Genomic DNA, 20,527 nt, shown 5'->3' with positions numbered 1-20,527 from the left:
GCCCTTAAGCGAGCGCCAGGGTCACCCGGCTGAAGTCTCCGGCCCAGGCGTTTCGCGCCCGCGCCTCGTAGCCGTCCGCCAGATCGCCGCGGCCGAGCGCGCGCTCCGCCTGCGCCAGCAGATGATAGGCGACCGGATCGTTCGGCCAGTCCGCCAACGAGGCGAGCAGCTGGTTTCGGGCGCCGCGATAGTCGCGCTGCGAAATCAGGGCGGCGGCGACGCTGCGGCGCACCGGGTACCACCAGGTCGGCGGATCGGTGGAGAAGCGGGCCTTCCGCTGCTTGGCCATCGCCCTGCGGAAGGCTTTCTCCGCCGCTTTCGGATGCCCTTCGAGCAAAGCCGCACGGCCTTCGATCACATGCTGGGCGATTTCGAGCATCGGCGCGCCCCAGCGCCCCGCCTGCGGCGACGGCACATCCGCCGTCCTCATCCTGGCGATGGCGGCGGCCTCGCGGCGCGCGCCGGCCGCATCGCCGGCACGGATCAGGGCCTCGCCGCGCGCATAGTGGCGCATGGCGCGCAGCAGCGGCGTCTTCTCCGAGGGCTCCGGCAGCGCCATGACGTCATTCAGGCTGCCGTGGACGCCATAAGCGTAATATATCGAGGCGCGGGGAAACAGGCCGCCCACGTCATCGGGCTTGGCGGCATAGAGACTTCGGAAATAGTCGGCCGCCTTCAGCGCGCTGGCGGCATCGCCGATCATCAGCGCGCTGCCGATCGCGAAATTCGTGTTGTGGCGGTTGAGGCCGGATCGGTACGCGCTCTCCGGCGGCCGCACCTTGGCTTCATAGTCGCGGTCGATGCCGATCGCGGCCAGGTTCGCCTTCATCGCATCCTTGTAGCGGCCGACGCCGTAGAAGGTGTGCGACGGCATGTGAACGAGATGGCTGGATCCCGGCGCCAGTCCGCCAAGCCGGCTTGCATGCTGCTCGGCCAGCCGCTCGTCCTCGAGCCAGTCGGTAAGGTGGATGTAGAAGTGGATCGCGCCCGTATGGTCCGGGTTGCGGCCGAGCACGCCTTCCAGCAGCCGTTGCGGCAAGGTGCCCTTGGGCAGCTTCTCGAGCTCCGTTTCCTGCATCGCCGCATCGGCCGCGAGCAAGGTGATCACGTCATCCTGCGGGAAGCGCGCGGCGGCGGCCGCGCTGGCCGCGGCATATGCTTTTCCGTCGAACGCCGAGGCGCCGGCAGTCCTCACCCGCATCAGTTCGACCAGCAGCCGGTCGCGTTCGGGAAGCTTACCCGCCAGCGATACAGCCTTGGCGGCGGCCGCTTTGGCAGCAGCGAATTCCTCCGTGCGTCCGCGCAAATTGAGCGTCGGGCTCCGCGCCCAGGCTTCACCCCAGAAGCAGAGGGCGCATTCCGGATCGAGCGCCTGCGCCCTTTGGAAGGCGCGAATGCCCTCCGCCTCGTCAAACGCCCAGACGAAGCGGATGCCCTGATCGAACCAGCGCTGAGCCTCCGCATTCTTCGTGTCCGCCGCTATGCCGGAATAGCCCAGGCCCTCCACCAGCACGGGCGGAGGCGCTTCGGCGGCCTCCGCGAGGCTGGCTGCACTCCCGCAGAAGGATGCGAAGGCGGCGAGGATCGGCTTCGGCGCGGAATCGCCGCCCGCCGCGGCCGGAACCGACGTCAGGACAGACCCCGCTGCGAGCCACGCCCAGTTCCGCATCACATCCTCCCCTTTTTTGTGATGCTAGGGGAGCCGGCCGGCGAGAAAAAGCAGCTTTTCTGCGAGCGCACTAATGGGTCTGCCCAACCGCGGGGTTCTCCGGGCTAAACCTCAGCTCCGCACGCAAGCTCCTTGCCCATTCAGGGGAAGCCTCTAGCATCGCTTCGCATTCCGATCACTCGCCCCAAGGGGAATCGCCTTGAAGTTGCTTAGAGCCGCCGCCCTCGCGGCCGCATCCGCCATGGCCGCGCCGGCCCCCGCCCAAACCGCCTCCAGCCCGACGGCGCCACCGAAGCTGATTGTGGTGATTTCCGTCGACCAGTTTTCCTCCGACCTGTTCGCGCAGTATCGCCAGCATTTCACCGGCGGCCTGAGGCGCATGTCCGGCGGCGTCGTCTTCCCCTCGGGCTACCAGGCGCATGCCGCGACCGAGACCTGCCCCGGCCATTCGACCATCCTCACCGGCTCGCGTCCGGCGCGCACCGGGATCATCGCCAACGCTTGGTTCAACCTCGGCCTCAGCCGCGAGGACAAGCAGGTCTATTGCTCCGAAGATCCCCGCGTGCCCGGCTCCACGTCACGCGATTACACGGTCTCCACCTACCATCTGAAGGTGCCTGCGCTCGGCGATCTCATGAAGCGGCGGGACCCGGCTTCGAAGGTGGCGGCGATCGCCGGCAAGGACCGGTCCGCGATCATGATGGGCGGCTACGCGCCCGACCAGCGCTTCTGGTGGAGCGACAAGGCTTTCGTCGCCGGGGCGGAGGCACCGATCAAGTCGCTCGCCGCGGCCAATGCCGCCGTAGCTCAGGCGCTCACGCAGCCCCGCCCAGCGCTGGAGCTGCCGCCGGCCTGCGAGGCGCGCCACCGGGCTATCCCGGTAGAGGGCGAGAGCGGACCGGTCGGCACGGGCCGCTTCGCCCGCGAGGCAGGCGACAGCCGCGCCTTCCGCGCCTCGCCGGAGCTGGACGGAGCGACGCTCGCCCTTGCCGCCGCCACGCGCGCGGAGATGAGGCTCGGCGAAGGGAAGGCCACCGACCTGCTCATCGTCGGCCTCGCCGCGAGCGATTATGTCGGCCACAGCTACGGCACCGAAGGCAGCGAGATGTGCCTGCAGCTCCACTCGCTCGACCGCGACCTCGGCGACTTCTTTGCCACTCTCGACAGTGCCGGAGTGGACTATCTGGTGGCGCTGACCTCGGATCATGGCGGTATCGACATCCCCGAGCGCCATCGCGAGCACGCCATGCCCGGCGCGGCGCGCGTCGCCGACGAGCTGAATCCGGGCCAGATGGGCAAGGCGCTGGGCGAGCGGCTCGGCCTCACCGGGCGCGTGCTCTACGGCAATGGCGCGTTCGGCGACATGTATGTCAACCGCGCGCTCAGCACCGCCCAGCAGGCGCGCGTCCTAGCGGAGGGGGTGCGCAGCTATCGTGCGCATCCGCAGGTGGCGGCAGTCTTCACCCAGGCCGAGCTGCGCGCCGCGCCCAGCCCCTCGGGCCGCCCCGATGAGTGGAGCCTGCTGGATCGCGCCCGCGCCTCCTTCGATCCCGAGCGCTCGGGCGATTTCGTCGTGCTGCTGAAGCCGAACGTGACGCCGATCGCCAAGCCCGGCCGCGGCTACGTCGCCACCCACGGCAGCCCGTGGGACTATGACCGGCGCGTGCCCATCCTCTTCTGGCGCAAGGGTCTGATCCCGTTCGAGCAGCCGCTGCCGGTCGAGACCGTCGACATCATGCCGACGCTCGCCGCCCTGATCGGCCTCCCGATCGCGCCGGGCAGTATCGACGGCCGCTGTCTCGATCTCGCGGAAGGGCCGGAAACGAGCTGCCGCTGACCCGGGACGGGCGGTGCTGCCACGGGTTGCCGCCGCGTCGCTCCGGTCGCTATAGGCCGCCGCAACGAAGCCGGCGGCCGGTTCGCCGCTCGGTCCGGGAGCCGGAAATATGAATGCCGATAGCGCGGGTGCGGAAGTCAAGGCCGCTGACCTGCCTTATGTCGACGCGCTCGCCCGCGCGCTGGTGGACAGCGCCCTTCCCCGCGAAGTCGAGGATTTCCCCGAGAACGAAACAATGGAGGCGGCGCGCTTCGTCGCCGCCTGTGCCCAGCGCCGGCCGCCCGGCATCGCACTCGTCCGGCTGGAATCTCTCGGCGGCCAAGTCGGTCAGCGGCGGATGCGCATCTGCATCGTCAATGACGACATGCCGTTCCTGGTCGATTCAGTGGCGAACACGATCGCCTCTCGCGATCTCATCATCCATCGGCTGCTGCACCCCGTCCTTTGCGTTGAGCGCGATGGGAACGGTTGCCTGACCTCCGTCGCGCCGCTCTGCGATGACGACCGCAAGCGTGAGTCGATCATGTATATCGAGGTGGACCGGACCGATGCCCGCGAGCGTCGCGATCTTGTCGCCGACCTCCACCACGTGCTGGCCGACGTCCGCGCGGCGGTTTGCGACTGGAAGGCGATGCAGGCGCAGATGCGCGCCGACGCGGCCGAGATCGAGGATTCCGAAGGCCGGGCCTTGCTGGAGTGGTTCGCCGACGGCGCGATGACCTTGCTCGGCTATCAGGTCGAGCGTCTCGAAGGCCAGCCCGTCAACACCCTCGGCTTCTTCCGCATCCCGGGCGAGCCGACCGACCCGGGCGGTGCGCTGGGCGCGATGAATTATTTCAAGGCCGGCGGCGCAGTGCCGCTGATGGCCAAGGCGGACCGCAAGTCCTCAGTCCACCGCCGCGTCCCGCTCGACCTCGTTGTCGTGCCGATCCGCGAGAATGGCGAGGTGACCGCGATCGGCGTCCATGCCGGTTTGTGGACCAGCCAGGCGCTGACCCTCCCGGTCGAGGAGGTGCCCGTCCTCCGCCGCATCCAGGCCGAGCTGGAGGAGGAGTTCGGCTTCGACCCCAAGGGCCATTCCGGCAAGGCGCTGCGCCACGCCATCACCTCGCTGCCGCGCGACCAGCTGATCAACTTCAGCCGTGATGCCGTAAAGCGGCTGGTCGTCACCGCCATGTCGCTGGCGGACCGGCCGCGCCCGACGCTGCTGCTGGTGCGCAGCATCCTCAAGGGCCACCTGTTCGCCTATGTCTGGCTGCCGCGCGACGAGCTCAGCACGCGCCGCCGCACCGACATCGGCGACATGATCGCAGGGGCCGCCGATGCCCAGATCGTGAGCTGGTCGGTGGAGCTGGGCGAAGGCGATCTCGCGCTGATCCGCTTCACCCTCTACATCGATCCCGAAGCGCCCACGCCCGATGCCGCCGCGCTCGACCAGCGGCTGGACGTGATGGTCCGCGGCTGGGAGCCCGCGGTCGAAGAAGCATTGGGATCGCTGGTCGGACCCGCCCGGGCGACGCGCCTTGCGCTCACCTACATGGAAGATTTTCCGGAGAGCTATCGCGTCCACACCGACCCCGCCGACGCGGCCGAGGACGTGCTGCGCATTTGCGACCTGGACGGGGCCAACAGCCGCGACGCGCGCCTGTTCCGCAACGAGGGCGACGCGCCGAACGAGCTCAGGCTGAAGACCTATCGCCTGGCCGGCGTTATCCCACTTTCCGAAGCAGTACCCGTCTTCGAGAATTTCGGGTTCCGCGTCCTGGAGGAGCAGCCGACTGCCCTCGACGGCGGCCAGCTCGGTTACATACACGACTTCGCCCTGGAGATTCCCGGCGACGGCCATGCCGAGGACGTGCTGAAGCACGGCAAGGTGCTGGAGCGCGCGCTCGCCGCGGTTCTCGAGGGCCGCGCCGAAAATGACGCGTTCAACCAGCTCCTCGTCGGTGCGGGCCTGAAGCCGCGCGACGTCGTGCTGTTCCGCGCCTGGTTCCGCTACCTCCGTCAGACCGGCCTCTCTTATTCGCTGATCACGGTCGTCGAGGCGCTGCGCCGTGCCCCCGGTGTCGCCCGCGGCCTGATCGCCTTGTTCGACGCGCGCCACGATCCGGCCTTCGAAGGCGGCCGGGACGAAGCCGTGCGCGCCGCTGAAAACGCGATCTATCATGGCCTGGCTCAAGTCGCGGCGATCGACGAGGACCGCATCCTGCGCCTGATCCGCGGCGTTATCGAGGCCACGCTGCGCACCAACGCTTATGCCGAATCCGGCCGCGAGGCGCTCGCCTTCAAGCTCGATTCCAGCCTGGTTCCGGGCCTTCCGGCGCCAGTGCCATGGCGCGAGATCTGGGTCTACTCGCCGCGCGTCGAGGGCATTCACCTGCGCGGCGGCCCGGTCGCGCGCGGCGGCCTGCGCTGGTCTGATCGGCGCGACGACTTCCGCACCGAGATCCTGGGCCTGATGAAGGCGCAGGTGGTGAAGAACGCCGTCATCGTCCCGACTGGCGCCAAGGGCGGCTTCTATCCCAAGCAATTGCCGCCGACCTCCGATCGCGACGCTTGGCTGGCCGAAGGCACGGAAAGCTACCGCACCTTCATTCGCGCCCTCCTCTCGGTCACCGACAACATCATCGACGGCGAGGTCACCCACCCAGTGGGCGTCACGATCCGCGACGGGGACGATCCTTATTTCGTGGTCGCAGCGGACAAGGGCACGGCGAGCTTCTCGGATGTCGCCAACCAGATCGCGGTCAGCCGCAAATTCTGGCTCGGCGATGCCTTCGCGTCGGGCGGCAGCCAGGGCTACGACCACAAGGCGATGGGCATCACCGCCCGCGGCGCCTGGATCTCGGTCCAGCGCCACTTCCTGGAAATGGGCATCGACGTCCAGACGCAGCCGATCCGCGTCGCCGGTGTCGGCGACATGTCAGGCGACGTGTTCGGCAACGGCATGCTCCTCTCCAAGGCAATCAAGCTGGTTGCCGCCTTCGATCACCGCCACATCTTCCTCGATCCGGATCCGGATGCGGCTCGGAGCTGGGAGGAACGCGACCGCCTGTTCAACCTGCCGCGCTCGAGCTGGGCGGACTATGACGCGTCGCTCATTTCCGCCGGCGGCGGCGTCTTCCCGCGCACCCAGAAGGTGATCCCGCTCAGCCCGGAAGTCCGGGCGATGCTCGGCATCGAGGCCGAGGAGGTCGATCCGGCCACCCTGATCAGCGCGATCCTGAAGGCGCCGGTGGACGCGCTCTGGTTCGGCGGCATCGGCACCTACATCAAGGCCAAGGGTGAAGCCCATTCGGACGTGGGCGACCCCGGCAACGACGCAATCCGCGTCAACGCCGCGGACCTGCGCGCGAAAGCGATCGGCGAGGGCGCGAACCTGGCCATTACCCAGGCAGGCCGTATCGAGTTCGACCAAGCGGGCGGGCGCATCAACACCGACTTCATCGACAACAGCGCCGGCGTCGACTGCTCGGACAATGAGGTCAACATCAAGATCCCATTGAACCAGGAGATGGCCTCCGGACGGCTGAGCTTCGAGGACCGCAACGCTCTACTGGCGGAGATGACCGACGAGGTCGCGGCGATCGTGCTTGAGGACAACCGCCTCCAGACGCTGGCCCTGTCCATTGCCGAACGCGGCGGCGCGGAGTCGCTGCCGCCACTCGTCCGCGCGATCGAGATCCTCGAGGATAGCGGCCGCCTCAACCGCCAGGTCGAGGGCCTGGAGGGCAACGAAGAGCTGCTCCGCCGCGCGCAGGACAATCGCGGCCTCACCCGGCCCGAGCTCGCGGTGCTGCTTTCCACCACCAAGCTTGCGCTCCAGGCGGCATTGGAAGCCGGCAAGATCACCGAGGATCCGACGCTGACGCCGGAGCTGTGCGCAGCCTTTCCGGAGATGATGCAGCAGCGGCACGGCGACGCGATCCTCCAGCATCGCCTGCGGCGTCAGATCATCGCTACCAAGATCGCCAACCGGTTCGTAAACCGTCTCGGCATCACCGCCGTCTTCTCATTAAGCGAGGAGGAGGGCGCGTCCTTCGGCCAGGCCGCCGCCTGCTTCGTCGCGGCCGAGCGATTGTTCGACATGGAAAGCCTGTGGCGGACGCTCGACACGATCGAGCTCCCGGAGGAGGCGCGCCTGGAGCTGTTCGACCAGGCGAGCCAGGCGCTCCAGTTCCACGTCGCCGACCTGCTGCGCAACACCTCGGCCACGACCAAGATCGCCGAGATGGTGGAGACGCTGCGGCCGGGCCTCGACAAGCTCATTGAGGCGCTGAACAGCCTGCTTCGCGACGAGGCGCGCAGCCAGGCCAATGCTCAGCGCGAGCGGCTGCGGGCGCTCGGCGCACCGGAGGAAGTCGTCGAGCGCATCGTGCGCCTGTTCGAGCTGAACGGCGGCGTCGGCATCGCCACTCTCGCACAGAAGCTGGGCATGGACCCGATCACGCTGACCAGGGCCTACACCAAGCTCGGAGCGGCGTTGGGCCTCGATTGGGCTCAGGTCGCCGCCAACCGCTTCGCTGCGCGCGACCAGTGGGAGCGGTTGCTCACCGCGGGCCTCGCCCGCGACTTCGAGCAGCTCCGCCTCGAATTCCTGGAGCGGCAACGGGGTGCAGACCCCAAGGCCGCCGTCGACCAGTGGGTCTCAGCCCAAGGCCCGCGCATCGACCAGTTCCGCCGCCTCGTTGACCGCGCTCGCACCGCGTCCGTCACGACCGCGCCGATGCTGGCCCAGATCGCGACCCAGGCCAGGGTGCTGCTCGGACGCTAACTCCCTCTCCCCGGCGGGGAGAGGGCGCGCTCGAACAGCCATACGCGGATCGCACTGCCGAGGTTGGGTGGGTTCGGCACCTGGATGCGTTCGGCGTCGATGCGGGCGACGAGGGCGTTCAGCGGCAGCCCTTCGTCCGCCGCCGCTTCGCGCAACGCGTCCCAGAAGACCGGCTCCAGGCTGATCGACGTCGCGTGACCCGCGATCATCATCGAGCGCTTCACCGGCCCCATGGGATCAGTACATGTGCTGGCCGCCGTTGATGGAGAGAGTCGAGCCGGTGATGAAGCCGGCATCCTCGCCGCACAGGAAGGTGACGCCGCGGGCGATCTCGTCTGCGCGGCCGAGCCGGCCGACCGGAATGCGGGCGACGATCTTGGCGAGCACGTCCTCGGGCACCGCGGCGACCATCTCGGTGTCGATATAGCCTGGCGCGATCGCGTTCACGGTAATGCCGCCGCGGGCGCCTTCCTGGGCAAGCGCCTTGGTGAAGCCGTGGATGCCCGACTTGGCGGCGGCGTAATTGACTTGGCCATATTGGCCGGCCTGCCCGTTGATCGAGCCAATATTCACGATGCGACCCCATTTGCGGGCGCTCATGCCGTCCCAGACTGCCTTGGCCATGTTGAAGCAGCCGCCTAAGTTGACGTCGATGACGTCGTCCCACGCCTGCCGGTTCATCCGCTTCATGGTGCCGTCGCGAGTGATGCCGGCATTGTTGACCAGCACGTCGACCGGACCCAGCTCGCTCTCGATCTGCTGTACGCCCGCCATGCACGCGTCGAGGTCGGAGACATCCCATTTATAGGCCTTGATGCCGGTGCGGTCGGTGAATTGCCGGGCCTTCTCTTCGTTGCCCGCATAATTGGCGGCGACGGTGAGGCCCTGATCGCGCAGAGCCAGACTGATCGCTTCGCCAATGCCGCGGCTTCCGCCCGTCACAATTGCAACGCGTGCCATGATGATCCCTCCTGTTTATATTTTATGTTTGCGCCTTAGGCAGCGCTTACCCACCCCGCAAGTTCCCGGCGGATCAGCGCGCGCAGCATCGCCATACCGGCTTCGGAATCGTTGAGGCAGGGGAGGTAGGCGAAGTGGGTGCCGCCCGCCTCCAGGAAGGTCTCGCGCCCGCGGATCGCCAGCTCTTCCAGCGTTTCGAGGCAATCGGCGGAGAAGCCCGGGGCGAGGATCGCAACCTGCTTGACGCCCTTGGCCGGCAGCGCGGCGAGCGTCACGTCAGTGGCCGGCTCGAGCCACTTGGCGCGTCCGAAGCGGGACTGGAAGGTGACGATGAGATCCCGCCCAGTGGCCTCGCTCAGCAGCCGGGCCGTTTTCTGGCAGTGGCAATGATAAGGATCGCCGAGCTCCAGCGTCCGCTGCGGCATGCCGTGGAAGCTGGCCAAGATCGCCTGTGGTTCGAAGTCGAGCGTCGCCAGGCTCTCCTCGAGGGAGGCTTTGAGCGCATCGATGTAGAGCGGATCGTCATGATAAGGCGGCAGCGTGCGCAACGCCGGCTGCCATCGCATGGTCGAGAGACGGCGGAAGGCAGTGTCGTTGGCGGTGGCCGTCGTGGCCGCACAATATTGCGGGTAGAGCGGCGCGAGCAGGATGCGCTCGCAGCCCTGCCCCTTCAGTGCATCCAGCCGGTCGGCGATGGCGGGGCGCCCATAGCGCATCGCGTAGTCGACGATCACCTCATCGCCGAACGCGCCCGCGAGCGCACCCGCCTGGCGCGCAGTGATGGCGGCGAGCGGCGAGCCTTCATCCGTCCAGACCTGCTGATAGGCATGAGCCGACTTCTTCGGCCGCGTCCGCAGCACCACGCCGCGCAGGATCGGCTGCCAGACGAGATAGGGGATTTCCACGACGCGCGGGTCCGAGAGGAACTCGCGGAGGTAAATGCGCACGGCGCCGGGCTCGGGCGCATCGGGCGTGCCGAGGTTGATCAGCAGCACGCCGATCTTAGGCGTCGGGATCGGCGGATGATCGGCGGGCGGGATCATGCGCGGCCCGTCGCCAGCGGCAGCGAACGCAGGCGCTGCCCGGTGGCGGCGAAGAGGGCGTTGGCGATCGCCGGCGCCACTACCGGCACCGCCAGTTCGGTGACGCCGCCGGGCTCCTCCTGGCTTTCGATGATCTCGACGATGATCTCCGGCGCCTCCGCGAGGCGCTGGAAGCCCATCGCGCGAAACGATTGGATGCTCGGGAGACCGCCCTCGAACCCGATCCGGCTGCCCGTCGCTCCGGCAATGCCGTAGATGATGCCGCCCTCCACCAGCTGCCTCACGATGTCCGGATTGATCACACGGCCGCAATCCACCGCACAGACGGCGCGGCTGACGCGGATGCGCTGATCCTCGCCGACTTTTGCCTCCAGCACGAGCGCGGCGTGGCTGCCAAACGCGCTGTGCGCCGCGAGGCCCATGTTGCTGCCACGGCCGCCACCGTCCCATCCGGCAAGCGCCGCCGCCGTCGACAGGGCGCGGGCGAGACGCGGATTCTGGGTGAGCATCCCCATCCGATAGGAGAGCGGCTCGATTCCCGCCTTTCGCGCAAGCTCGTCGACGAAGCTCTCGGTGAAGAAGGCGGTGTAGCTGTGCGCGCCGGAGCGCCAGATGCCGGTGCGAAGGCCCGCATCCACCGGCAGATGATCCACGGCTACGGCGGGAAACGCATAAGGCGGCACCGCGCCGTCGATTGCGGCGCCGTCGGCTTCGATCTCCGCCGGCTCGCCCTGTAGCCGACCGATCACTTGCCGATTGGTTGCGGGAGCGGCGATACGGGCGTGCCAGCCGCCGATCATGCCGCCCTCCAGCACCCGCGCCCGGATCACCGCCGAGGCGGGGGCGCGGAAGCTGTCCTGGATCGTTTCCTCTGCGCGTGACCAGACCAGCTGGACGGGGCGCTTGATCTCCCTGGCCATGTGCACGGCCTGCTCGATCGCCGCAGTCTCCAGCTTGCGCCCGTAGCCGCCGCCGATCAGCATCGGATAGACGGTCACCTGGCCTTCGGAGACGCCGCCCGCCCGAGCGGCGGCGGCACGGGCGAAGCCGGGCGCCTGGGTCGGCGCCCACACCTCCAGCCGCCCGCCGGTCCAGCGCGCGGTTGCGGTCAGCGTCTCGACCGGCGCATTCGGCGCCACGCCGGCCGAATAGCGGGCGAGGAAGGCTCCTCCACCCGCAAAGGCCGCTTCCACGTCGCCGCTCGTATGGAAGCGCGTGCCTTCGCTCTCGAAGGCGGCTTCCAGGCGCGCCTCCGTCTCACCGCTGTCGGCGAGCGCGCCCTCGGTCCGGAAGACCGGCCGCAGCGCCCGCAGCGCCTTGTCGGCCGCCCACCAGTTGGTGGCGGCGACGCCGACCCAGCGCTCATGCTCGACGATGCCGACCAAGCCCGGCACCTTTTCGGCTGCGGCGTGGTCGACACGGGCGAGGTAGGAATCGCCGATCGGCCCAGACATCACCGAGGCGAACACCATGTCGGGCAGCCGCACGTCGCCTGCGAACTGCGCCGTCCCGTCCACCTTGGCAGGGAGGTCGATGCGCGGCACGTCCTCCCCCACGAGACGGTTCTCGACGCCGCCGCGCGCGGGCAGGGTGGCGGGCACCTCGAGCTGCGCGGCGCGCTCGGCAAGCTCGGCAAAGGGAATGCGCTCGCTGCCGTTGACGACGAAGCCGCCGGCCGTGTCGAGCCGCTCCCATTCCGCGTCCCAGCGCTCCGCGGCCGCCATGCTGAGCAGGGCGCGGGCCGCGGCTCCGGCTTCGCGCATGCGCGGCTCGAAGGCGCGGATCGAGCTGGAGCCGCCGGTGAGCATCAATGCGTTCCGAGTTGCATATTCATGCGCGGCCCAACGGGCGATCCCCTGAAAGGCCGAAGGGAGACTGGCGCCTGCCGTCTCCTCGGCGAGCAACTGGTTTGCATAAAGCGGATTGATCGGCGCCGGTTCGACCGACACCGTGCGCCAGTCGGCGCCGAGCTCGTCCGCCAAAATCTGCGGGAGGCTCGTATAGACGCCCTGGCCGAGCTCGGCCTGTGGCACGGCGACGATGACGCGGCCGTCGCGGGCGATCTTCAGGAAGGCGTTGACCAGCGTCTCGCCGGGCGCTGCGCGAAGGTTGGGCTGGTAGCTGCGCGGCAACAGGCCCCAGGCGACGACCAGCCCGACCCCCACTCCGCCGCCGACCAGCAGAGTACGCCGGCTGATGCCCAGTCCTTTGCCGCGAAGCGCCATAAGCGGCTGATAGGGCCGACGCAGCTTGACTGCTAGGCGGCCTCGCCGGTCACTTCCTGCCGATACTGCTTGCGCAGCGTCACCTTGTCGATCTTGCCGGTGCCGAGCTTGGGCAGCGGCTCGTGCCAGAACCAGATGCGCGCGGGGAGCTTGAAGGCGGCGAGACGCTCATGGAGGAAGCCGAGCAGCTCCTCCTGGTCGAGCTTGCGATCCGTCTCGCAGTAGATCACCGCCGCCGGCACCTCGCCGAGCCGATCGTCGGGGACGCCGAACACCGAGGCTTCGGACACCGACGGATGCGCGTAGCAAGCCGCTTCCACTTCCTGCGCGCTGATATTCTCGCCGCCGCGGATGATGATGTCCTTCTTGCGGTCGACGATGAAGAGATAGCCATCCTCGTCGAGATAGCCGACGTCGCCGGTGCGGAAATAGCCGTCTTTGGTGAACGCCGCTGCGGTCGAGGCCGGGTCGCGCCAGTAGCCGCGGATGTTGGCCGCGGATCGGATGGCGACCTCGCCCCGCTCGTTGGTCGCAAGATGGCGGCCGTCTTCGCCCAGGATCGCCAGCTCGACGATCGGCCGCTGCGCGCGCCCCGTGGAATCGGGCTTGGCGGCATAATTGGACCAGAAATTGCCGCAGCCGACTGCATTGGTCTCGGTGAGGCCGTAGCCCAGCGCCGGCTGGGCGCCGGTGAAGCTTTCCTGCAGCCGCTTCACATGGCTGACCGGCCGCGCCGCCCCGCCCGCCGCGATGTCGGTCAACGACGAGAGATTGTATCTGTCGCGGTCCGGATGCTGCATCAGCTCCAGGCTCATCGTCGGCACGCCGACGAAATAGGTGACGTTCTCCTTCTCGATCAGGCGCAGCGCTTCGCCCGGATCCCATTTCGGCATCAGCACCATGCCGCGCCCGATGACGAAGCTGTTGAGCATCACCGGCACCTCGCCGGTGACGTGGAAGAGCGGTACGTTGACCAGCGTCTTGGGCGGGTTGACCGGCGGATCGCCCATCCCCTCCTTGATCGCCAGCAGGATGGCGAGGCCCAGCGTATAGGCATAGACGCCGGTGGTGACGGCGCGGTGCGTGGACACGGCCCCCTTTGCTGCCCCCGTCGAGCCGGACGTGAAAAGGATCGTGGCGTCGTCCTCCGGCGTCACCTCGGGAAGGGTCGTGCCTTCCCTGGCCGAGGCAAGCAAAGGCGCGAGCGCTTCGTCGAGATGTTTCTCGGCCGGCAGGCTGACGATGTCGAGCGCGAGACCGGTTGCGTCGATTCGTGCGGCGCGGGGACTATCCGCGATCACCAGCTTCGGTTCGGTGAGCCGCAGCCCGTGGGCGAGTTCGTCGGGCTGCCACCAGCCGTTGACGAGGGTCGCGATCGCCCCCGCCTTGAGCACGGCCATGTAGGAGACGACCCAGGCCGGGCAGTTGCGCATGGCGATCGCGACCCGGTCGCCCTTGGCGATGCCGCGCCCTACGAGCGCATGGGCAAGCTTTGTCGCATGAGCGTTGAGATCGGCGAAGGTCAGCCGTTCCTCGCCCGCCACCACGGCTTGGACGGCGCCGTTCAGCATGCAGAAGGTGTCGAAGAAGACAGGCAGTGTCGCCGGGAAGTTGGTGACGATCGCCCGGCCCTCATTATCCTCGCCGATGATCAGCCGCCCGCCCGGGCCGATGACTGCGCCGAGGACCGCATCATATTTCAGGTCTAGCTCACTCGGCATTCACGGTCCCTTCCGCTCCTCTTCTCCCGCTCTTATGAGGGGTCAAATCCTCAGGGGGAAGCCTTGTCACTGCCAGCATTCGCGGCCGCCGCGCTTGACGCTACGTCAGCCATACGTTGGGACAATCTCGGCCTCGATCCGATCGCGCTCGATCTCGGCTTCTTCCAGCTGCGCTGGTATTCGCTGGGCTATCTGGCCGGCATCATCGTCGGCTGGTGGTATCTGTTGAAGCTGATCGATCGCCCGGGGGCACCGATGGCGCGGCGCCATGCCGACGACATGGTCTTCTACGCGACGCTCGGCATCCTGCTCGGCGGCCGGCTCGGCTACGTGCTCTTCTACCGGCCCGGCTTCTACCTCGAGAACCCCGCCGAGATCGTGCAGCTTTGGGATGGCGGCATGTCGTTCCACGGCGGCGTGATCGGGACGACGCTCGGCATCCTTTGGATGGCCCGCAAGCATGGCCTGAACTGGCTGCGCGTCCATGATTACGTCGCCTGCTGCGCTCCCTTCGGCCTGTTCTTCGTGCGGCTCGCAAACTTCGTGAACGCGGAGCTGTGGGGGCGGCCGACCAGCGTGCCCTGGGCCGTCGTCTTTCCGACCGGCGGCGAGGTGCCCCGCCATCCCAGCCAGCTCTACGAGGCCGTGCTCGAGGGGCCCGTGCTGTTCCTGATCCTCTGGTATCTCTTCTGGAAGACTAACGCGCGCTACCAGCCGGGCAAGCTCGTCGGCACTTTCATCCTCGTCTACGGCCTCGCCCGGTTCGCGGTCGAATTCGTCCGCCAGCCCGATGCCGGCCTCGAGAATCTCAGCTGGGGCCTCAGCATGGGCCAGACCCTGTCGACGCCGATGATCCTCGGCGGCATCTACCTGATCGCCACCGCCAAGGGACGGCGCCAGCGGGTGGAATCGATCGCCGGGCAGGAAAGCGTCGCCTGACGCGGTGGGGGGGATCGCCGATCGCCTCGCGCGCCTGATCGACAACACCGGTCCGATCTCCGTCGCCCACTACATGGCGGAGGCGAACGCGCATTATTATGCATCGCGCGACCCGCTGGGCGCAGCCGGCGACTTCACCACGGCCCCCGAGATCAGCCAGATGTTCGGGGAGCTCGTCGGCCTGTGCCTGGCCGATATCTGGGCGCGGGCGGGCTCGCCGGCCCAGATCGCCTATGTGGAACTGGGTCCCGGCCGCGGCACGCTTGCCGCCGATGCCTTGCGGGCAATGGGTGCGGCCGGGTTGCGGCCACCGGTTCACTTCGTCGAGACGAGCCCCGTCCTGCGGCAGGCGCAGGCGGAGCGTGTGCCGAACGCGCATTGGCATGACGATGCCGGGACGTTGCCGGCGGACAGGCCGCTGCTGATCGTCGCCAACGAGTTCTTCGATGCACTGCCCGTGCGGCAGCTCGTCGCGACGGAAAGCGGCTGGCACGAGCGGCTGGTCACCCACGAGAACGGCCGCTTCCGGCCCGTGGCCGGCCCCCGCATCGGCACTGAGCCGATTCCTGCGAATTTGCGCGCGGCGGTACCCGGAACGGTGCTGGAAACCTCTCCCGCATCCGCAGCCATCGCGCGCCAGCTTGCGCAGCTAGTAGCGGCATCGGGCGGGGCCGCCCTGATCATCGACTACGGCCATGCCGAGACCGCTCACGGGGAGACGCTTCAGGCGGTGGTGCGGCATGATTATGCAGATCCCTGGATAAATCCGGGCGAGCAGGACCTCACCGCCCATGTCGATTTCCAGGCGCTCGGCGAAGCCGCCCGCGCGGAGGGCGTGCGGGTGCTCGGCCCGGCGAAGCAAGGCGACTGGCTGCGCTCGATCGGCATTGCCGAGCGCGCCGCGGCGCTCGCCCGCTACTCTCCCGGGCGGGCGGAAGAGATTGCGGTCGCGCGTGATCGGCTGGTAGCGGCCGACCAGATGGGTACGCTCTTCAAGGTGATGGTGCTGGTTGCGCCCGGCTGGCCTGACCCGGCGGGGTTCGCATGAGCGCGATCACCTATCGCGATGCCGCTCCGGCCGATGCTTCGCTGCTGGCGAACCTATTCGAGCGCAGCTTCACCGATACGTTCGGGCACCTCTACAAAGCGGAGGACCTGTCCGCCTTCCTGAACCAGCTGGACGAGCAGGGTTGGGCCGAGGAGTTGGGCGATCCCCGCCTCGCGATCCGCATTGCGGAGGCCGACGGCGCTGCGGTGGCGTTCGCCAAGGTGGGGACGCTGAGCCTGCCCGTGACGCCAGACCGCCCCGCCATCGAGCTGCGCCAGCTCTACGTGCTGAAGCCGTGGCAGGGCGCCGGCATCGCGCACGAGCTGATGCGCTGGGCGCTGGACTTCGCGAAGGCGCGGCTGGCGAAGGAAATGTATCTCACTGTCTACGTCGACAATCACCGCGCCCGGCGTTTCTACGAACGCTACGGCTTCACCTTCGTCGCTCCCTACGCCTTCATGGTCGGGAATCAGGCCGACGAGGATCACATCATGCGGCTCGACCTGGAAGCCCAATGAGCGTGGACGTTATTCGGTCCGGCCTTCTGGCCGACATTCCCCACGGTTTCCTCGGCCGCCGTGGCGGCGTCTCGGCGGGCGTCTGCGCGGGGCTCAACGTGGGCTTCGGCTCGCAAGACGAACGTGAGGCGGTGCGGACCAACCGCCGCCTGGCAGTCGATGCCGTCGCTCCGGGGGCGAAGCTCGTGACCCTGCACCAGGTCCATTCCGCCACCGCCATTCCCGTCACCGAGCGTTTTCCCGACGATGCGCGCCCGCAGGCCGATGCATTGGTGACCGATCGTCCGGGTCTGGTCCTGGGCATCCTCACCGCGGACTGCACGCCGGTTCTGTTCGCCGATCCCCGGGCCGGCGTAATCGGCGCTGCGCATTCTGGATGGAAAGGCGCGATCGGCGGCGTCGTCGAGAGCAGCCTCGCCGAGATGGAAAAGCTCGGTGCCGAGCGGTCCAACATCATCGCCGCCGTCGGCCCGACCATCGCGCGCAGATCCTACGAGGTGGACGAGGGCTTCTTCCGCCGCTTCGTCTCCGAGGATCCGGAGCATGAACGCTTCTTCTCGGCCGGCAAGCCCGGCCACCACCAGTTCGACCTCGAGGGCTTCGTCGTCGCCCGCATCGCCGCAGCCGGCGTGAGCCGGGTGGAGGCGCTCGGCCTCGACACCTATTCCGACCCCGAGCGCTTCTACTCCTATCGCCGCGCTACCCATCTCGGCGAGCCGGACTATGGCCGACAGATCTCCCTGATCGCGCTTCCCGCCCACTGAGACCCCCGCCTGGGCCGTGATGGCGTGACTGAGCGCTGCGCCCGTGCCATCACCCTGCGGAAATTGGGAGGGGCAATGGCGGCGCGTTGGGGTTTGTGGGGCGGATTGGCCGTGTTCGTGGCGATGCTGACCCTGCCGGCGCCGCAGGGCATGCCGCTCGCTGCCTGGCATGCCTGCGCGATCGTTGTGCTAATGGCGACCTGGTGGATGACGCAGGCGCTGCCGCTGACCGCCACCGCTTTGGTGCCGTTCCTCGCTTTTCCGCTGCTCGGCATCATGAATGCGAGCGACACCGCGGCGGCTTATTATTCGCCGATCCTGTTCCTCGTGCTCGGCGGGGCGATCATCGCGCTGGCGATCGAACGGACCGGGCTCCACCGCCGCCTCGCGCTGGCGATCGTCAGTCGCGGTGGATCGACGCCGGCGGCGATGCTGCTCGCCTTCATGGCCGCGACCGCGATCCTCAGCCTGATCGTCTCCAACACTGCGACGACCTTGATCATGATGCCGATCGCCGTGGCGGTGCTCCATGCCGCGAGCATCAAGGAAGGCCACACGGAAGGCTTTGCGGGCGCCCTGGTGATGGGGATCGCCTTCGCCGCTTCCATCGGAGGACTCGGCACGCTGGTGGGATCGCCGACCAACGCGATCGCAGCCGGGATCATCGAGCGTTCCACTGGCCTGCGCATCGATTTCCTGACCTGGGCGATCTACGGGCTGCCGCTGGTGCTGATCGCCATCCCGCTCTGCTGGCTGATCCTGCTGAAGGTCCAGAGCGTGCGGCCGACCGACTTCGATCCCGCCGCCGCCCGCGCCGGCATCGGCGAGGCTTGTGCCTGGTCGACCGCGGAGAAGCGCCTCGTGCCGCTGATCGCTGCCGTGGTGGTCGCGTGGGTCGCCATCCCTTTCTTGACCCCGCTCCTGCCGCGAGACTCGCTCACAGACGGGACCATCGCCGTGCTTGGGGCCCTTTTGCTATTCGTCATTCCCGACGGCACCGGGCGAGCGATCCTCAACTGGGACGAGGCCAATCGTGCGCCCTGGGGGGTGATCATGATGTTCGGCGGCGGCCTGGCGCTGGCGGCCGGGATCGGCGCATCGGGCCTCGCCGACTGGCTCGGCGTCGCGCTGCAGCCGCTGCGCAGCGTCCATCCGCTCGTCATCGTCTGCGTGCTGGTGGCGATCGTGATCGTCATCACCGAATTCGCGTCGAACGTGGCGGCGGCGAGCGGCATCATACCCGTGGTCGCGGGCATCATCGCCGCGACGGGCCTGGATCCGATCCTGCTCGCGCTGCCGGCGGCCTGGGCGGCTAGCTGGGGCTTCATGCTCCCCTCCGGCACCGGCCCCAATGCGATCGCCTGGGCGACCGGCCACATCGCCTTGCCGCGCATGCTGAAGGCGGGCCTTTTGCTCGACGTCGCCGGGGTGCCGCTGATGGTGGGCGTGGTCTGGATGGTTGCCGCCCTGCTCTCCTGAAGCTAGTAGGCGCGCGGGCAACTGACCTCACCCCTGGGCCGCTCGGGCTGAGCGGTCCTGGGCCCGTCTCCTGACGGCGGGCCCGGTCTCCACGCAGACCTGCGCTTCAAGGAGACATGATATGCAGGACGAATCCGACCTCACCGGCGGCACCCCTCGCCGCCGCCCCAAGCCGGCCGTGCTCGAGATTGGCGGCCGCAAGCTGAAGCCCGCCACTTTGATGATGGGCCACGGCTTCGATCCGGCCCTGTCTGAAGGCTCGCTGAAGCCGCCGATCTTCCTCACCTCGACCTTCGTCTTCGAGAATGCGGCGGCCGGCAAGCGCCACTTCGAGGGCGTCACCGGCAAGCGCCCCGGCGGCGCCGAGGGCCTCGTCTATTCCCGCTTCAACGGACCCAATCAGGAGATTCTGGAGGACCGCCTCAGCGTCTGGGAGGATGCCGAGGACGCGCTGACCTTCTCATCGGGCATGTCGGCGATCACGACCCTGCTGCTCACCTTCGTGCAGCCCGGCGACGTCGTCGTCCATTCAGGGCCGCTCTATGCCGCGACCGAGACCCTGATCGGCCGCATCCTCGGCCGCTTCGGCGTCTCCTGGCTCGATTTCCCCGCGGGCTCGACCGAGGAGGAGATCGAGGCGGTGGTCGAACAGGCGAAGGCGCAGGGCCGCGTGTCGCTCATCTACCTCGAGAGCCCGGCCAATCCGACAAACGCCTTGGTCGATGTCCAGGCCGTCGCGCGCGTCCGCGACCGGGCGTTCGGCGAGAACAAGCCGCCGATCGCGATCGACAACACCTTCCTCGGCCCGCTCTGGCAGCAGCCGCTGCGGCACGGCGCGGACCTGTCGGTCTATTCGCTGACCAAATATGCGGGCGGCCATTCGGACCTGGTGGCGGGCGGCGTGATGGGCTCGAAGGAGCAGATCAACGCGATCCGCCTGATGCGCAACACGATCGGCACGATCACCGACCCGAACACCGCCTGGATGCTGCTCCGAAGCCTCGAGACGCTCGAGCTCCGCATGAACAAGGCGGGCGAGAATGCCGCCCGGGTCTGCGCCTTCCTGCGCGGTCAGCCGAAGGTCGAGAGCGTCGGCTACCTCGGTTTCCTCGAGGATGGCGGCGACGCGCGCCAAGCGGATATCTACCGCCGTCACTGCACCGGCGCCGGCTCGACCTTCTCGCTCTACCTCAAGGGCGGGGAGCGCGAGAGCTTCGCCTTCCTCGACGCGCTGCGGATCGCCCACCTGGCGGTGAGCCTCGGAGGCACGGAGACGCTGGCCAGTCATCCCGCCGGAATGACCCACCTCTCCGTCCCGCCGGAACGCAAGGCGGCGCTCGGCATCACCGACAATCTCGTGCGCATCTCGATCGGCGTGGAGGATGCCGACGATCTGATCGCGGATTTCGACCAGGCGCTGGCGGCGATCTGATACGGACCCGTCATCCCGGCGAAAGCCGGGATCTCAGGACCAGAAGACGCCGGTGCAAGCTCTCGCTGAGACCCCGGCCTCCGCCGGGCTGACGTCCAGCCGAAACAACCTTGCCGCT

Annotated in this window: 14 protein-coding genes; 8 read left to right on the top strand and 6 right to left on the bottom strand. The window is 68.2% G+C overall.

Features of this window, described 5'->3' with window-relative positions; genetic code table 11:
* Positions 1–4: 4 nt before the first annotated feature.
* On the bottom strand, positions 5–1,669 hold the full coding sequence (locus AC5JBD_RS03390) for a tetratricopeptide repeat protein (protein WP_495720346.1): 1,665 nt from the start codon (positions 1,667–1,669) through the stop codon (positions 5–7).
* 241 nt (positions 1,670–1,910) lie between these two features.
* Between AC5JBD_RS03390 and AC5JBD_RS03385 the strand changes: the two genes are divergently transcribed.
* Positions 1,911–3,506 carry an alkaline phosphatase family protein gene (locus AC5JBD_RS03385; RefSeq protein WP_495721179.1) on the top strand — a complete coding sequence of 532 codons (1,596 nt, stop codon included), beginning with the start codon at positions 1,911–1,913 and terminating at the stop codon, positions 3,504–3,506.
* A 109-nt stretch (positions 3,507–3,615) separates the two neighbouring features.
* On the top strand, positions 3,616–8,280 hold the full coding sequence (locus AC5JBD_RS03380) for an NAD-glutamate dehydrogenase (protein WP_495720345.1): 4,665 nt from the start codon (positions 3,616–3,618) through the stop codon (positions 8,278–8,280).
* On the opposite strand, the gene AC5JBD_RS03375 is transcribed toward AC5JBD_RS03380, so the two are convergent.
* From AC5JBD_RS03375 to AC5JBD_RS03355, 5 genes are read right to left on the bottom strand one after another with little or no spacing between them, the layout of a single operon-like run.
* Positions 8,277–8,513, bottom strand: coding sequence for a ribbon-helix-helix domain-containing protein (locus AC5JBD_RS03375; RefSeq protein WP_495720344.1), 237 nt, complete (start codon positions 8,511–8,513; stop codon positions 8,277–8,279). The two genes, AC5JBD_RS03380 and AC5JBD_RS03375, sit on opposite strands and share 4 nt — an antisense overlap.
* Positions 8,514–8,517: 4 nt before the next feature.
* Positions 8,518–9,240 (bottom strand): acetoacetyl-CoA reductase, encoded by a 723-nt coding sequence (gene phbB / locus AC5JBD_RS03370; RefSeq protein WP_495720343.1) that lies wholly within the window; start codon positions 9,238–9,240, stop codon positions 8,518–8,520.
* A 35-nt stretch (positions 9,241–9,275) separates the two neighbouring features.
* On the bottom strand, positions 9,276–10,283 hold the full coding sequence (hemH, locus tag AC5JBD_RS03365; protein WP_495720342.1) for a ferrochelatase: 1,008 nt from the start codon (positions 10,281–10,283) through the stop codon (positions 9,276–9,278).
* Entirely contained in the window at positions 10,280–12,508 is a 2,229-nt protein-coding gene (locus AC5JBD_RS03360; RefSeq protein WP_495720341.1) for a xanthine dehydrogenase family protein molybdopterin-binding subunit, read from the bottom strand. The genes hemH and AC5JBD_RS03360 overlap by 4 nt, the downstream gene beginning before the upstream one ends.
* A 32-nt stretch (positions 12,509–12,540) precedes the next feature.
* Positions 12,541–14,229, bottom strand: a complete 1,689-nt coding sequence (locus AC5JBD_RS03355; RefSeq protein WP_495720340.1) for a class I adenylate-forming enzyme family protein — start codon at positions 14,227–14,229, stop codon at positions 12,541–12,543.
* A 63-nt stretch (positions 14,230–14,292) separates the two neighbouring features.
* Between AC5JBD_RS03355 and lgt the strand changes: the two genes are divergently transcribed.
* The 6 genes from lgt to AC5JBD_RS03325 all read left to right on the top strand — a co-directional run bounded on the left by lgt (position 14,293) and on the right by AC5JBD_RS03325 (position 20,409).
* Entirely contained in the window at positions 14,293–15,168 is an 876-nt protein-coding gene (gene lgt / locus AC5JBD_RS03350) for a prolipoprotein diacylglyceryl transferase (protein ID WP_495720339.1), read from the top strand.
* A gap of 13 nt (positions 15,169–15,181) precedes the next feature.
* The gene (locus tag AC5JBD_RS03345; protein WP_495721178.1) at positions 15,182–16,216 is read left to right on the top strand and encodes a class I SAM-dependent methyltransferase; all 1,035 of its coding nucleotides are present in this window, start codon (positions 15,182–15,184) and stop codon (positions 16,214–16,216) included.
* Entirely contained in the window at positions 16,213–16,734 is a 522-nt protein-coding gene (locus AC5JBD_RS03340) for a GNAT family N-acetyltransferase (RefSeq protein WP_495720338.1), read from the top strand. Before AC5JBD_RS03345 ends, AC5JBD_RS03340 begins: the two co-directional genes overlap by 4 nt.
* Positions 16,731–17,498 (top strand): peptidoglycan editing factor PgeF, encoded by a 768-nt coding sequence (pgeF, locus tag AC5JBD_RS03335; protein ID WP_495720337.1) that lies wholly within the window; start codon positions 16,731–16,733, stop codon positions 17,496–17,498. The genes AC5JBD_RS03340 and pgeF overlap by 4 nt, the downstream gene beginning before the upstream one ends.
* A 75-nt stretch (positions 17,499–17,573) precedes the next feature.
* On the top strand, positions 17,574–18,977 hold the full coding sequence (locus tag AC5JBD_RS03330; RefSeq protein WP_495720336.1) for an SLC13 family permease: 1,404 nt from the start codon (positions 17,574–17,576) through the stop codon (positions 18,975–18,977).
* A gap of 121 nt (positions 18,978–19,098) precedes the next feature.
* A complete protein-coding gene (locus tag AC5JBD_RS03325; protein WP_495720335.1) occupies positions 19,099–20,409 on the top strand; it encodes a cystathionine gamma-synthase family protein in 1,311 nt (436 codons plus the stop codon).
* Positions 20,410–20,527 lie beyond the last annotated feature (118 nt).

The organism is Allosphingosinicella sp. (assembly GCF_059502505.1).
Note: the sequence above shows the minus strand (reverse complement) of the source record. Positions and strands in the feature narration are given on the sequence as shown.

Coding starts and splice junctions, on each gene's coding strand:
- AC5JBD_RS03390 (WP_495720346.1), bottom strand. CDS start 1,669: ATGCGGAACTGGGCGTGGCTCGCAGCGGGGTCTGTCCTGACGTCGGTT.
- AC5JBD_RS03385 (WP_495721179.1), top strand. CDS start 1,911: ATGGCCGCGCCGGCCCCCGCCCAAACCGCCTCCAGCCCGACGGCGCCA.
- AC5JBD_RS03380 (WP_495720345.1), top strand. CDS start 3,616: ATGAATGCCGATAGCGCGGGTGCGGAAGTCAAGGCCGCTGACCTGCCT.
- AC5JBD_RS03375 (WP_495720344.1), bottom strand. CDS start 8,513: ATGGGGCCGGTGAAGCGCTCGATGATGATCGCGGGTCACGCGACGTCG.
- phbB (WP_495720343.1), bottom strand. CDS start 9,240: ATGGCACGCGTTGCAATTGTGACGGGCGGAAGCCGCGGCATTGGCGAA.
- hemH (WP_495720342.1), bottom strand. CDS start 10,283: ATGATCCCGCCCGCCGATCATCCGCCGATCCCGACGCCTAAGATCGGC.
- AC5JBD_RS03360 (WP_495720341.1), bottom strand. CDS start 12,508: ATGGCGCTTCGCGGCAAAGGACTGGGCATCAGCCGGCGTACTCTGCTG.
- AC5JBD_RS03355 (WP_495720340.1), bottom strand. CDS start 14,229: ATGCCGAGTGAGCTAGACCTGAAATATGATGCGGTCCTCGGCGCAGTC.
- AC5JBD_RS03340 (WP_495720338.1), top strand. CDS start 16,213: ATGAGCGCGATCACCTATCGCGATGCCGCTCCGGCCGATGCTTCGCTG.
- pgeF (WP_495720337.1), top strand. CDS start 16,731: ATGAGCGTGGACGTTATTCGGTCCGGCCTTCTGGCCGACATTCCCCAC.
- AC5JBD_RS03330 (WP_495720336.1), top strand. CDS start 17,574: ATGGCGGCGCGTTGGGGTTTGTGGGGCGGATTGGCCGTGTTCGTGGCG.
- AC5JBD_RS03325 (WP_495720335.1), top strand. CDS start 19,099: ATGCAGGACGAATCCGACCTCACCGGCGGCACCCCTCGCCGCCGCCCC.